Source organism: Flavicella sp. IMCC45668 (genome assembly GCF_057219105.1).
The window spans coordinates 1,421,802-1,436,421 of record NZ_CM170114.1; the positions used below are offsets into that span (position 1 = coordinate 1,421,802).

The window sequence follows — 14,620 nt, forward strand, 5'->3', positions numbered from 1 at the left end:
CTGTTCAATTTTCATTGGCAACCACTCCAAGTGATTTTTCACATCAACTCTCTAAATGCAAAAAGCCAATACTCTCATATTGGCTTTTATTTTAAAATGAGTTTATCTTCAATTCTATGACATGTTTACCAGGATCTAAACGTACCGAATCAAATGCAGCTGGAACTTTTTCTCCATTATGCAACAAATCTTTCCCTTCTAAATTATTTAATGAAAACTCAGCTACCATGTTTCCAGGAATTTCAATAACGTACTCTTGTATCCTTTTCCCTTTATAGCTATATTTTGCTTTAATCGTTCCTCTAACTGTAGGAACTTCTATTTCGCTTTTTCTTAAATTAGACATTTGAGGTTTGATACTTGCAATTCCAAAACCTGGTGTTTTTGGTTTGATTCCCCATAAGCCTCTTGGAATTACATTTGCCGGAGCAGCACCCCAAGCATGATTCCAATCTAAGTTTATTTTGTATTCATAATCCCATGCTTCTAAGGTGATGGTAGAACCAACCCTAATCATATTATACCAACTTCTTTTTGCTTTGCTTGCAAGCAATTCTAAAGCATAATCTTCTTCACCTGCATTATATAAACCATCCAATAAAAATTGTGCTCCATACACACTACATGCCATACCTCTAGATTTTACAAAATCCACGACTGATTGAAAATGCTCTTCAGGTACAATTCCAAATGCCAAAGGCATCATGTTTGCGTGTAATGACGAATGATCTGTACCGATACCATCCACGTAGATTCCTTTTTCTTGATCAAACATTTGTTCATTCACTGCTTTTTTAGCTTTTATTGCTCTGTACTCAAAATCTAAAGCTTCTTGCGTTTTTCCTAATAACTTAGCAAACTCAGCCATGATTTTCATGTTTTCATAAAAGAAAGAATTGATTACAGTACTATAGGGTTTAAAAACAAAACCATCACGCTCTCCTTTTGTTTTACTTCCGTAGAAGTTTTTAGATGGCCAGTCAACGATATCTGTTAATGGTTTTTTATATCCATCAGGAAAACCTAATTTTTTCATGAATTCTTCGTCAACTTTTGTTGAAGTAATCAATCCATCTTCATTAGACAATTCGAATAGGGACTTATGCTTTAATGGTTCATAATAACGCTCTATCAACTCAATATTTCCAGTATACATGTAGTCTGCATAAATCAATAAAGGCACATGTTGTTGCCATTCTGTTGGCCATGTTGGGTTTTTCATAAAATATTCAATGGTTCTTCTTGCCATTGCATATTCTCTATCTGTTGTGTAATGACTTAACTGATTCAAGTAAGCATCTGCTTCGTATGGAATACGTTCTCTATCTCCATCTACATACAAACCATTAAATGTTGTTGCTTTGATAGAGTATTTAGATAAATCCCAAACTTGATTTAAGACCTTGTTGTCACTTATAAAACTACTCGCTTCTTCATCCCAATAGGTATGGAAAGCTAGCTGCGTAAAATCTTCTGCTTTTAACTCACCTTCAAATCCTTCTATTTCAGCATATCTAAAAGGAACTAATGGAGGAAAACCGTTTGGCAAAGGCACCGCTTTGTTCGGTCTAGTATTTCTTTCATCTGTCTGAACTTGAATTTGATATTCTTTTTTACCAGGTAATACATCAACTTTTATCTCTTGGTAACGAATATTACTTTTCTTTGGTACAACTCTATTCACATTTCCATTATCATCCAACATTTCACCAACTCTCACTGTTAGTGTGTGAGCCTTTTTTGCGTTGTATGTAAACTTCATAGTTGCGAAAGCTGCTTTCTCAAAATCCATAAAGTAGAAATCACCTCTTTTTTCAAACTTATCAGGCTTTACCTGTGTAGTTTCAAATTTATTTTCTGTAGAAATGATATAATTATCGCTTTTTCCTGTAGTAAATTGTTGTGCTTCTGAATAGTCAACTAACCTATTTGCTTCATCCCAAATACGAACTTTCCAAAAATAAGTTTTACCTATTTCTAAATCTTTCCCACTATACTCTACATCTGTAGATTTTGATGAAGCCACTCTTCTACTATCCCAAACATCACCATTATTTACATCAATATTCGTTTTTGAAGAAGCTACCAAAATTTGATATGCACCTTGATATTTAGCTCCTAAAGGAACTGACCATCCAAATTCAGGTTTTAAATCAAAAACCTTTACCTCTGTCTTTGGTTCTCTAATCAATTCTACTGTTAAATCTCTAGGCGCAGCTCTGAATTCATTACTATTCTTTTTAATTAATTCATCACACTTTGCTCTAAGTGCTGCGGCAATTTTTCTATACTTTCTTTTGTTGATTAAATTCTTTGTTTCTAAAGGATCTTTTTTAAGATTGTATAACTCTTCAACTCGTTTGTCATTTACATATCTAAAATATTTCCATTCATTGGTTCTTACTCCTTCACTCGGAGGGATCTCGCTGAAATTCCAGATATGCTCAATCAAAATTGTATCTCGTTCCATCGAACTTTTTTCTTGAGTTACAATTGGCATCAAGCTTTTTCCTTGCCAAGACTTCGGAGCTTCAACTCCCGCCAAATCCGCAATAGTGGCAGTAACATCAATATTCAAAGCCATATCATCTACATCTTGATGCTTTTTCACACGTGGATCAAAGACAATCAATGGAACACGAATTGAGTTATCGTACATCAACCATTTACCTGCCATTTGTCTTTCTCCCAAGAAGTAGCCGTTATCACCCATGACAATAATAACGGTATTATTTTCTACTCCTTTTGCTTTTAACTTTTCTCTTATTTTTTTGATTTCTAAATCAACCCCAGAAATCATTCTATAGTACCCTTTTAAACTGTGCTGGTATTTTTCTGGTGTATCATATCTCCATGTCCAACGTAATCTATTGAAACCTTCTCTTACTGCTTTTGGCTGTGCTTTGAAATACTTATCGCTTGCCAACACCGGGCCAGGTATTTTAGTATCTTTCAACATTTCATTAGTAGTCTCTTGCCAAAAGTATTGATCTACCGCACTGTCATGAGCATGAGGTGCGCTAAAGCTTAAAGACAAACAAAACGGCTCTTCATTGGCGCCATTCTTTTCAATAAAATCTAATGCTTGTTGTCCGGTGTACCTTGTTAAGTGAACAGTATCTTTACCGATGGTTTTATAGTAATATCCTCTTCTATCTTTGTATCTATGATTTCTATCGTACGAATCGTACTCGTCAAATTGTTTATCTAATCCATCATAACGTGTACCGTACTTCCCAAAAAAACCTGTATAATATCCATTATCTTTTAGCAATCTAGGATATGAATTATCCATATACTCATCACGTACATTTCCTGTTTGAAAGGTATAGTTATGAGATCTTTCATGTAAACCTGTAAGAATACTTGTTCTACTAGCAGCACAAATAGGCGTTGTTACAATCGCTTTCTTAAAATAGGTTCCTGATTTTGCCAAATCATCCATCTCTGGTGTCTCGACATATTTATTCCCATAATAACCTATTGCATCATACCTTTGATCATCTGTTAAGATAAAAATAATGTTAGGTTTTTTATTTGTGGTATTATTTTGTTGTGCTTTTATTTTCCCTACGCCGGCGAACACTATAAACGCAAGCAACAAAAATCTATGATTATGCATATGAATAAAATTAAATGTAAATTCTTAAACCTTGTTGTTTTCATCAGATCAAAACACAACCTAAAAAACACAACAATGTTCTAAATTACTTTTATTGATTTGAATAGCTGTACTGATGTGTAGTGAACCACTCTCTAACAAAACTATATCACACTCATAAACAACATCTTGAAAACTAACTTTTTCAAAACAACTGATTCACATTCAATCTCAAAAGCACAAATTATAAAATCCCTAGTAATCTTAATTATTTACACCTTATGAGTCAAATCAAACATCAAGGACATTATAAGCTCTCCTTCTTCAACAGAACACGGATTATCTCTATTACCAAGAAAATAATCAACGGTTTCCTGAATCATCGGTTGCTGAATATTGATCGGATTTTTAAACTCTAATTCTTCATAACTTCCTTTTGAATGTACCGTTAACTTGTCCTCATAAAAAGAAAACTGCAAGCTGCCATGTGATCCGTATATAGAACACATATCAGTTTTTAAATACTCTGGGGCTACAAAGGACCATAACCCTATAAATTGAACTTTATTTTGGAAATTTATTATTCCATTCACTGAATCATCTACCTCATATTTTGATGCTTGATTTGATGCTATACCAAAAGCACTCACATAATCACCAAAGAAATAATACATCAAATCTAACTGATGTGGTGCTAAATCATGAAAATATCCACCTCCTGAGACTCTTTTATCTAAACGCCAAGTAGTTTTAGGGTTAAAATCAAAAGGTTGAAGAAATCGAATATCTACATGATGTATTTCCCCTATATAGTTTTCATCTAAAAGTTGCTTGACTTTAATATACATAGGCAAATACCTTCTATAATGAGCTACTACCACTTTTTGAGAACTTTCTCGAACAATTTTAGACAACGAAGCAGCTTCTTCCTTGGTAAGTACCATCGGTTTTTCAACATAAACGTCTTTACCGGCTTTTAAGGCCTTCACAACAAGAGCATAATGACTAGAGGGAGGCGTAGCGATATAAATAGCATTGATGGTTCTATTAGCCAAGATAGATTCCACATTATCAAACCAAAAAGGAACATTATGTCTTTTCGCGAAATCTTCCGCCAAGGAAGCATCTCGTCTCATAACTGCTATCAACTCTGAATCTTTACACTTCTGAAATGCAGGACCACTTTTTACTTCTGCAACATCTCCACAACCTATGATGCCCCATCTTATAATTCTTTTTTTCATATCAATTTTTATGCAAGTTACACTCAAAATTATTTACTTTTATCAGAAGTCCTGTTCTGAACTGTTATGTAAAAAAAATAATATGTTTTATAAAAAGCCTCTTACTAAACTTTGATAACTAACAGAATATCCTCATCAATCTCTATAACATATGCCCTAAAACCCAACTGTTACTTAACTACTTGTTTCCGTCCAAAGATTACGAATCATTTTCTCAAGAATTCAATTGGAACAAAATAATTTGCAAAAAAAATCCGATGTAACTCAATTGTTACACCGGATTATAATTTGTAAATCAATACCAACGTTTTTTCTTTTTCTTAGAAGCCTCTGACTTCCTTCCTGGTCTGTGCTTACTCCCCTTTTTCTTATGAACTTCAGGTTTCGCTTTCGGATCTAATGGATAGGGATGTTCTGTTTCTACAGAAATATGCGTATTTATTAACTTTTGAATACTTGCTAAATATGGCTTTTCATCAGCAGAACAAATTGAATACGAAGTTCCGATTTCACCTGCCCTACCAGTTCTTCCTATTCTATGCACATAGGTTTCTGGTACATTCGGCAAATCAAAATTCACTACTGCATCCAACTCTTTAATATCAAGTCCTCTCGCAGCTACATCAGTAGCTATTAATATATTCACTTCCCCTCGTTTGAACCTGTTCATCGCATCTTGTCTTTCAGACTGAGGTTTATCACCATGAATACTATCTACTTTATAGCCATTTTTCAACAAACTTTTTTCAAGTTTATCTACACCGTATTTGGTTCTTCTAAAAATAATAATATTTCCTTTTATTGTGTTTCTCAACAAATAAAGACAAAGTTCAATTTTTTGAGGTTTAGGCGTATAGTACAAAACCTGGCTCACTGTTTTTACAACGGATGAAGTTGGAGCAACCTCTACTTTCTTTGGATTTTTTAAAATAGTCTCTGCTAACTGTACCACTTTGTGTGGCATCGTTGCCGAAAACAATAAAATTTGTTTTTCTACTGGACAGAGTCTTTCAATTTTTTTAACATCATCAATAAACCCCATATCCAGCATCAAATCTGCTTCATCCAAAACCAACGTTTCAATAAAACTTAGATTCACCAAATCTTGCTTATGCAAATCTAATAACCTTCCAGGTGTGGCTATTAAAATATCGACTCCTGCATCTAACAACTTTTTCTGAGGCTCAATGGAAGCACCACCAAAAACAACTGCCGTTCTTAAGACAGTACTCTCTGCATAAGATTTAAAATTTTCTTCAATTTGAATCGCTAGCTCTCTTGTAGGGCTTACCACCAAAACTCTTATCTTTCTTCCTCTTTTAGAAGGATCTTGCCTATCGTATAAATTCTGAAGAATTGGTAAGGCAAAAGCAGCTGTCTTACCGGTACCTGTTTGAGCTGATGCGATCACATCTTTCCCTTGTAAAACCAACGGAATAACCTGTTCTTGCACCAATGTTGGTTGCTCGTACCCTTTATTTATAAGAGTTTTAACAAGCGGCTTGTTTAATTTTAAATCTCTAAATTCCATACTATATTTTTTAGCTTCTCTAGGCTTCCTCTTCGTACGCCTTCATCTCTTCATCATAAAACTCAGATGCTTCCTCAATAAATCCCGCAACCTGAATCGAAAGTTCTTCTTCATCACTTCCTATGAGATCATCCATCAGTTCAATTTCATCATCTTTTAAATTGATTATAAATCGTGGAAATTCAGTATGAATTACAAAAATATCATCTTCATTTGCCTTCGTATTATCACCTAATAAAAACTTTGGTAACTCCATAGTATTGTATAATTATTATAATTTAATTCAATCTATCAAAAAGCCTATAAAGCTTTCTGTTCATTGATCATTTTATTTGTCAATTTGTGAAAGCGAAGATACAACATAATTGCGGATATAGTTAAGGAAACAAGCATCCCAATCCAAACTCCCAAAGCTTCTAGATTTGTTTTTAAACCCAAATAGTAACTCACTGGCAATCCGATAATCCAAAAAGCGACAAAAGTTACTATCATTGGGTATTTCACATCTTGCAACCCTCTTAACGCTCCTAAAAAAACCACTTGTATTCCATCCGAAATTTGAAAAAGCCCAGCCACAATTAATAATTGTGCCGCAAGAATTACCACCTCCGTATCATCGATATACAATAAAGGCAATAGGTCCTTTAAAAGAATAAAACCAGCCGCTAAAAACAAATCTATTATGAGCATTAAAAATAAAACGGACATGGCAATTCTTTTTAAAGACACAAAATCTTTTAATCCTTTTTGATTTCCAACACGTATTGTAGCTGTAACACTTAGACCAACCGCAACCATGTAGGTCATAGTTGCCAGGTTTAAACTAATTTGATTTGCGGCTTGTGCTTTAGTTCCGATCATTCCTGTCAACAAGATACCACCTGCAAACATACCTACTTCAAAAAACATTTGTAAGGCACTTGGATACCCAACGTTAAATACTTTTGCTACAAACCTCTTTTTAAAATTTGAAATTCTAATTCTCTCCACAAAAACAGCAAAAACATCTTTGGTGTGTACGATGTACATGATGAAGGCCAACATCAATATTCTTGAAAACAAGGTACCTAAACCTGCCCCTATCAACTCCATTCTTGGAAATCCAAATTTCCCATAAATCAACAAATAATTCAATAATACATTGATCATATTTGCTAAAATAGCGGCTCTCATTGGGTACTTTGTTTGCGACATTCCATCTGAAAACTGTTTATATGCCTGAAAAAGAAGCATTGGAATCATAGAATAGATGATAATATCAAAATAAGGAGATGCATACTCAACAACTTCAATAGGTTGATCCATTTTGTACATCAATGGCTTCATCAAAAACAAAACAACACATAAAACAATGGACAATATAAAGGACATTAAAATTCCGTGTTGAAAATAACTTTTCCCTCTTTGAACATTATTTGAGGTATGCGCCTCAGCAATAAGAGGAGTGATGGCAAACGTAAATCCGATACCAATACTAAAAGCTATAAAAGCCAGACTATTTGCCAATGACACCGCTGCCAAAGGAGCAGGACCTAATTCTCCTACCATAATACTATCTGCAAACCCAACAAGCACATGTCCTAATTGACCAAGCATTACAGGATATGCCAATTGCATGTTCTTTTTAAATTCTGAAGTATATTTTGATAGTTTCAACTTATAAATTTTAGATGGCACAAAGATAGAGTCATTTGCCACAGCATATAGAAATTATTTTAAAATCTTATCACTCAACTTAAAATGAGCTAAAGAAACCTCCTTATTTATAGTGATTCTTATTATTAACCATTAATTCACTTGTTTACATTATCATAAAGTTTTTCTAATTCAAAAAACACTTTTAGATAACTCTAAGCTTTTCATACAGAGATAGATTTGCGTCAAAATAATTAATCCCTAAAAACTAATTCAATTATGAAAATTTCAAAAATGTCTATTTTAAGGACTGTAACAATGGCATTCTTAGCAGCCGCTGCCGTTGCATGTACAGAAGATGCAATCAATGGACTTGATGGTGCCAATGGTGAAAACGGTATCAATGGTATCAATGGACTTGATGGTGAAGACGGTAAAAACTTTGGTGAAATTGATTTCACTAATTCACTAAAAACATCAAAAACTCCTAACCTCTTAAAAGTTTCAAGCGATTTTTCCAATATTGTGGTAAAACCTATTTTATCATCTGAAGACACAATTCCGGAAAGTAAACATTTTGTCTATGGATCTATGGCAGATGGTGCTGGTTTAATTGGAAATAATGATGGAACTTTTACTTTGATCAATAACATAGAAGCAGACTACTCAATTGCTAGAATTTATTTAAACAGTAACTTAGAGGTTGCTTATGGAGAATATATTGTTAACGCTGACGCAACAGCTGCAACTGCTCAATGTTCTGGATCCTTAATTTCTGAAGACGAGCATGGCTTTGGACCTTTATACCTTTCTGGAGGTGAATGGGGAGGTGCTTCTAAAGGAGTATTCTTAACAAATCCTTGGAAACCAACAAAAGGAGCAAGTTCTGCTAAAATGTTAACTGCGTTCGGACAATGGTCTACGGAAAATGCTGTTGTTATTGGTAAAGATGCATATACTGATAAAACCGTTGCCTTTATTGGAGATGATCATTCTGATAACTCTGTACCTTCTGGACAATTAGGTATGTATGTAGGAAACAGAGGAGACTTAGAAGGAGGAAAGTTATATGGACTTAAAGTTACTTCTGCTGGAATTACAAATGAAGTAGACATGATTGAAGGAACAGAGTACACTGCTGATTTTGTGGAATTAGAAGAAACAGAAATTTCTGCCTTAGATGCAGAGTGTAAAGCCAAAGGTTTGATGGGATTCTCTAGATTAGAAGATATTGACTGGAGAAGAGGAACTGCTGAAAACCAAAGAGAAATATACTTTTGCGTTACAGGAAGAAACAAGCCTGATTTAGTAGGAAAAGGAACTTTATTAGGTCGTATTTACAAAGTAACATTAAACGATACTGACCCAACAGGTGCTGCAAAAATAACTTGCGTTTTAGATGGAGATAAAGTTGGAGGAAAAGCTGAAATGTTCCATTCTCCAGACAACATTTTGGTTACAGAGAATTATGCATATATTCAAGAAGACCCTAATGGATATAAAGCTTTTGCTGACAATGGATTTGCAAAAGTATACCAATATGACTTAAATACTGGTGCCATCAAAACAGTTTTAGAATGTGATCAAACAAATGCTGAAACATTAGGATATGGTACAACAGCTAAATTTTGGGAAATTACAGGAATGATAGACGTAACGGATGTGGTGAATAACGGAAAAAACACTTTTATGTTGATTACTCAAAACCATGGATGGAATGCTAAAACAGGTCAATTATTTACTGACTACAGCGCCGTTTTAGATGCTGAAAACCACTGGGCAGTAGAAGGTTCTACTTTATACACTATCGAAGGATTAGACAGATAATATATGAATCATTCAATTATCAAAAAGACATACACAATCTGTGTATGTCTTTTGCTATTTATCAATAGCGCTTGCAAAGAAGAAAAATCAAATCATCAACCCATCAAATCTAACCCAATATTAAATTTAGAAACCTATTACAAAGCTCATCTTAAAAAAAGTTTTTTATATTTAGATAGCATCCAATCAACAGAAAGCACGCATCGAAACAAAGAATATTACTTACAAGCTCGAAAATATTTCAAACTTTCAGAACCCATATTATCCTACCTAGATAAAGAAAATTACAAAACTTTAAACTCCCCTAATTTATTACGAATTCAGGAAGAGGATGCAACGGATATCAAAGTCAGACCCCCTATTGGTTTTCAAGTAATTGAAGAAAACCTTTTTGGCGATTCCCCAAAAGACAAGCAGATTTTTATCACCTCAAAACAAACAAGTGATAGAATTAAATTTATTTACCAAAACACACACATAAAACTTAAAGACCATAACCTTTTATGGCTAATACGTGATGCTGTATTAAGAATTGCTACGACAGGTTTGACTAATTTTGACTCTCCAGTTCTTGGGCAATCTTTAAAAGAATCTACTTTAGTTTATCAAAGTGTTTCACATATTATTGCGTTATACAAAGAACGTTTTGTCCATATTGAAATTTATAATGAATGGTTGCATGAAATTCAAAAATCACAAAAATTATTATCTGAAGATTTTGATGATTTTGACCGTTTCAATTTCATTAAAAACCATACAAATAAGCAACTAGAACTTTGGAACAAAACCGCTACGGATTGGCAAGTTACTTTTCCATTTTCATTGGCTACCCAAAACGAATTTAATTCCTTATTCAGCGAAGAGATGTTCAATATCAACTACTTCTCGGACCATAATAGTGATACCATCTATTTGACTGATAAAGTTGCATTGGGTAAAGAATTATTCCATGATAAAAATTTATCTACCACCAAAAATATGTCATGCGCCACATGCCATATCAAAGAAAAAGGCTTTGCCGATGGAAGAAAAACATTTGACCGAAATCAAATAAGAAACACGCCAACTATTGCATATGCTGGCTTGCAAAAAGCATTTTTCTACGATAACCGAGCAGGTAGTTTAGAAGGACAAATTGTGGGAGTTGTTACAAACCACAATGAATTCGATTCTAATTTAGAAACACTTGAAAATATTGTTTCTATCAACCCATACTACAAAGCTAGATTTGATAGTTTATACACTAAAAGCGCTACTGATGAAAATATACGTCATGCCATTGCATCCTATGTTAGAACCTTAAATAAGTTCAACTCAAGATTTGATAATAACATTAACAAAACTGAAAGCAATTTAACAGAAGCGGAGAAAAAAGGTTTTAATCTTTTTATGGGGAAATCGGCTTGTGCAACCTGCCACTTCCCCCCTTTATTTAATGGTACAGTACCACCAAACTTCAATGAATCTGAATTGGAAATAATCGGAGTCCCAAGATCAAACAAAAATCAAAAACTAGATACAGATTTAGGGAGATATACCATTTTTCATACTGAGGAAAGAAAAGGAGCTTTTAAAACTCCAACCCTAAGAAACATAGCTTTAACAGCACCGTATATGCATAATGGCATTTATAACACTCTTGAAGAAGTGTTGGACTTTTACAATCAAGGAGGTGGAGCTGGTTTAGGTTTTGATGTTCCTCATCAGACATTACCTTTTGATAATTTAGATTTATCAGAAAAAGAAATAAAAGACATTATTGCATTTTTAAAAACACTTTCTGATCAATAAATCTGAAAATCTAATTCAGCAATACGATGAGTTTTACGACTCAAAAGTATTGCTGAACTTTTTTTTAAACCAACAAGACTATTCAGAATCTAGACAAAAGTTAACTCCATAGAAAATAAACACATATAATTCTTGATTAAAAACATACGCTACAGTAATTCGTTTCATTTTGAAGGGCACTCTATATATCTTAGTCATAACTAATCAAACCAAAAACCCAAATGAAACTAAAATTCACAATCATTGCCACGCTATTTCTAGGTCTTATAATGTCTGACTGTTCTTCCGATTCTGCGGAGAACATTGTTGAAACAGAGGAAACAGAAAAAGAAGCAAATGAAGAAGAGACCCCAATTGAAGAAGAAGAACCAGAAGAGGAGCAACCTGTAGTTACTTTACCCCCAGTATGCGATGACGTTAGTCAAGTTGCCTTTCCTATTATTGACACCAATACAACACCTATAGAAAATAAATGTGACATTTTTACCGAAGAAAATGGAATTGTTGTGATGGAAGCGGAAAACACAAAATCTGACTTAAATCTTTGGTCTTTTAGCAATGAGACCTTAATTGGTAGAAAGAGTTGGACTTCCACGATACACGAAACAAAAGAAATTACAGATCATAAAGGAACAGGCTATATACATTACACAGGAACCTGGCTTAGCTGGAATGACCCTGAAAAAGTCTCGCCATTAGAATATACTTTTGAAATTAAAAATGCTGGAATTTATCGACTTTACCTTAGATCTTTTAAAAAGCTAAACGAAGAAGGGGACAAACACAATGACTGCTTTATTAGAGTTGAAGGGCTTGATGGAGCCACTTTTACTCCAGGAGAACCAAATCCATGTATTGAAGATTATGACTCTAAAAACGTACTCCCTGATACCAAAACATGGCTTTTAAAAAATAACACTAAATTTTATGGAGCGTCTAACGTTAGTTGGGTCAATAACATGAGATTGGATACTCATAACGCAAGCACCGATATTCCTCACTATAACAGACCTTTTGCTGTATATAATTTTAAGGCAAACCAAACATACAAACTTATTATCACCGGAAGATCTTTAGGATTTTATATCGATAGAATTTTATTTGTAGATTTAAACAAATACAAAAACAACAATACGGTAATTAACGAAATTTCAAATACCGCTGCACAAAGTGCTTGTAAATAAAAATAAAAAAAGCGACTTCACAGTCGCTTTTTTTTTATAATTCTAATATAGTATAATCCATTCTTAAAGGATCTAACTCCTGTAATAAAGACTGAATTAACGATGCTCCATACTCTTCGTAAAACTCAGTGAAATTACTATTTCTTTCTTGTAACCCCTGACGTGGGAATAATGCATCTTGAATTTCTTTTACCCTATTTGTTACATCTAAATATTTCCTTTTCTCAGCTTTTAAAAGCCTTTTCTCAAGATTCTGTAATCCTTTTAGTTGCTTTTTTTGTTGCGCCTCAAGAGCCCCCAAAAAGCTAATATCCGTTTGCTCTGCAATAGGCCTTAAGCCTTTAAATAAATTATTCAAAAGCTCTTTTTCTTTTGACAAGTTTAAATCTAATTTACAACACTCTCGAACTACTTTTTCAATTAACGCAGTTTGCTTTAGAAATAAATCCTCATAACTAAGGTTCAATTTTTCTATTTTTTTCCCTTGCTTTTCCGACGCTATCATTACCGAATTTCTCAATAAAAGTATTGGAAAAACAACCTCAGAAGCATTAAATAGATTTTTTAATTGAAACCAATAGGCAAGCTCTCCCCCTCCTCCAATATAACAGAGGTTTGGTAAAACTACTTCTTGATATAAAGGACGCATAATTACATTCGGACTGAATTTTTCTGGAGAGCATTCTAATTCCTTAATAATCCCTTCCTTTGTAAAAGTTTTATCAGTATTGTTAATTTTATACACCCCGTCCTCAAAAACAACACGCTCCCTAAGTTCATTCTCAATATAAAACAAATTAATATCCCTTGGGTTTACCTGTAACTTATAATTACTCTCTAAAAATTCATTTGTACTCTTTGTTGCATTTTTAGCATAACTATCCTCTAACTCTCTCTTTGCATAAGGAATAAATTCTTGCTTCAATGCTTTGTCATCACCATCTACAATAACTAATCCGAATTCACCAAACAATTCATTTACCAAAAATCGAGTTGCTTCAGTTAAACAATTATTTTTCAAATAAGCATTATAAAACAAGTCTCTCAAATATTTTGATGATTGCCTATTCTCCAATACTTCAGAAAACAATTCGAATACTTTATCAAAATTTTGTATTCTTTTTCTACCCACCGGTCCAGAACTTTCAATCTCCCAACTTACTTTTTCACTCTTTACAAAAAAGTGATTTATCTCTTCAAAATCATGATCTTCCGTTGCCATCCAATAAACAGGGACAAAATTTTTCTCAGGAAATTCCTCTTTTAATTTTTTCGATAAATTCAGAGTACTCACTATTTTATAAAGAAAATATAGTGGACCTGTAAACAAGTTTAATTGATGCCCCGTAACGATTGTAAAAGAATTTGGCATCTTTAAGGAGTCTATATGATCTAGTGTCAACTCTGACACTTTTGTATCTACATATTGCTTTTTTAAGCTAGAAACCAATATTTCTCTTGAATTCAAACTAAATTGCTCGCTTTTCTGCTCTATCTGTTTTTGGAAACCATCTAAATTTGGAAAATTTCCATATAAATTTTTCACAGAATCTTTCCTGTCTAGATAGTCAACCATTAAAGTAGAAAAATATCCTGTGGACTTATAAGGAATATATGTATTCGGCATGCAATAGAAAATCTAATTATTAAAACTATATGTCGGTTTACAAGAACAACCTAACAGTTAAAAGCTAAAATAAACAAACTTATTGATACTAAACCTAGTTGATAAATGAAATTCATAAGGTAATGCGGTAGCACCAAAAGATAATCCTGACGAAGTTTTCAATTCCCTATTTTAATTTCT

General features: G+C 33.5%; 9 protein-coding genes. 3 read left to right on the forward strand and 6 right to left on the reverse strand.

Going from position 1 to position 14,620, the window contains the following annotated elements; genetic code table 11:
* Window positions 1–91: 91 nt before the first annotated feature.
* The 5 genes from AC2DZ0_RS06205 to AC2DZ0_RS06225 form a co-directional block, all read right to left on the reverse strand.
* Window positions 92–3,622, reverse strand: coding sequence for a sulfatase-like hydrolase/transferase (locus AC2DZ0_RS06205; protein WP_484644393.1), 3,531 nt, complete (start codon window positions 3,620–3,622; stop codon window positions 92–94).
* Window positions 3,623–3,873: 251 nt separating this feature from the next.
* Complete coding sequence (locus AC2DZ0_RS06210) at window positions 3,874–4,845, reverse strand: Gfo/Idh/MocA family protein (protein ID WP_484644395.1); 972 nt, start codon at window positions 4,843–4,845, stop codon at window positions 3,874–3,876.
* Window positions 4,846–5,140: 295 nt separating this feature from the next.
* Complete coding sequence (locus AC2DZ0_RS06215; RefSeq protein WP_484644397.1) at window positions 5,141–6,376, reverse strand: DEAD/DEAH box helicase; 1,236 nt, start codon at window positions 6,374–6,376, stop codon at window positions 5,141–5,143.
* 19 nt (window positions 6,377–6,395) lie between these two features.
* On the reverse strand, window positions 6,396–6,632 hold the full coding sequence (locus AC2DZ0_RS06220) for a hypothetical protein (protein ID WP_484644399.1): 237 nt from the start codon (window positions 6,630–6,632) through the stop codon (window positions 6,396–6,398).
* A gap of 44 nt (window positions 6,633–6,676) precedes the next feature.
* The gene (locus AC2DZ0_RS06225; RefSeq protein ID WP_484644400.1) at window positions 6,677–8,032 is read right to left on the reverse strand and encodes an MATE family efflux transporter; all 1,356 of its coding nucleotides are present in this window, start codon (window positions 8,030–8,032) and stop codon (window positions 6,677–6,679) included.
* 258 nt (window positions 8,033–8,290) lie between these two features.
* Between AC2DZ0_RS06225 and AC2DZ0_RS06230 the strand changes: the two genes are divergently transcribed.
* The 3 genes from AC2DZ0_RS06230 to AC2DZ0_RS06240 all read left to right on the forward strand — a co-directional run bounded on the left by AC2DZ0_RS06230 (window position 8,291) and on the right by AC2DZ0_RS06240 (window position 12,813).
* Complete coding sequence (locus AC2DZ0_RS06230) at window positions 8,291–9,838, forward strand: PhoX family protein (RefSeq protein ID WP_484644402.1); 1,548 nt, start codon at window positions 8,291–8,293, stop codon at window positions 9,836–9,838.
* A 3-nt stretch (window positions 9,839–9,841) separates the two neighbouring features.
* The gene (locus AC2DZ0_RS06235) at window positions 9,842–11,629 is read left to right on the forward strand and encodes a cytochrome-c peroxidase (protein WP_484644403.1); all 1,788 of its coding nucleotides are present in this window, start codon (window positions 9,842–9,844) and stop codon (window positions 11,627–11,629) included.
* Window positions 11,630–11,850: 221 nt separating this feature from the next.
* The gene (locus tag AC2DZ0_RS06240; protein ID WP_484644404.1) at window positions 11,851–12,813 is read left to right on the forward strand and encodes a hypothetical protein; all 963 of its coding nucleotides are present in this window, start codon (window positions 11,851–11,853) and stop codon (window positions 12,811–12,813) included.
* A 34-nt stretch (window positions 12,814–12,847) separates the two neighbouring features.
* Here the strand turns inward: AC2DZ0_RS06240 and bshC are convergent, their stop codons facing one another.
* Complete coding sequence (bshC, locus tag AC2DZ0_RS06245; protein WP_484644405.1) at window positions 12,848–14,440, reverse strand: bacillithiol biosynthesis cysteine-adding enzyme BshC; 1,593 nt, start codon at window positions 14,438–14,440, stop codon at window positions 12,848–12,850.
* Between the last annotated feature and the right edge of the window lie 180 nt (window positions 14,441–14,620).

Coding starts and splice junctions, on each gene's coding strand:
- AC2DZ0_RS06215 (WP_484644397.1), bottom strand. CDS start 6,376: ATGGAATTTAGAGATTTAAAATTAAACAAGCCGCTTGTTAAAACTCTT.
- AC2DZ0_RS06220 (WP_484644399.1), bottom strand. CDS start 6,632: ATGGAGTTACCAAAGTTTTTATTAGGTGATAATACGAAGGCAAATGAA.
- AC2DZ0_RS06235 (WP_484644403.1), top strand. CDS start 9,842: ATGAATCATTCAATTATCAAAAAGACATACACAATCTGTGTATGTCTT.
- bshC (WP_484644405.1), bottom strand. CDS start 14,440: ATGCCGAATACATATATTCCTTATAAGTCCACAGGATATTTTTCTACT.
- AC2DZ0_RS06240 (WP_484644404.1), top strand. CDS start 11,851: ATGAAACTAAAATTCACAATCATTGCCACGCTATTTCTAGGTCTTATA.
- AC2DZ0_RS06205 (WP_484644393.1), bottom strand. CDS start 3,622: ATGCATAATCATAGATTTTTGTTGCTTGCGTTTATAGTGTTCGCCGGC.
- AC2DZ0_RS06210 (WP_484644395.1), bottom strand. CDS start 4,845: ATGAAAAAAAGAATTATAAGATGGGGCATCATAGGTTGTGGAGATGTT.
- AC2DZ0_RS06230 (WP_484644402.1), top strand. CDS start 8,291: ATGAAAATTTCAAAAATGTCTATTTTAAGGACTGTAACAATGGCATTC.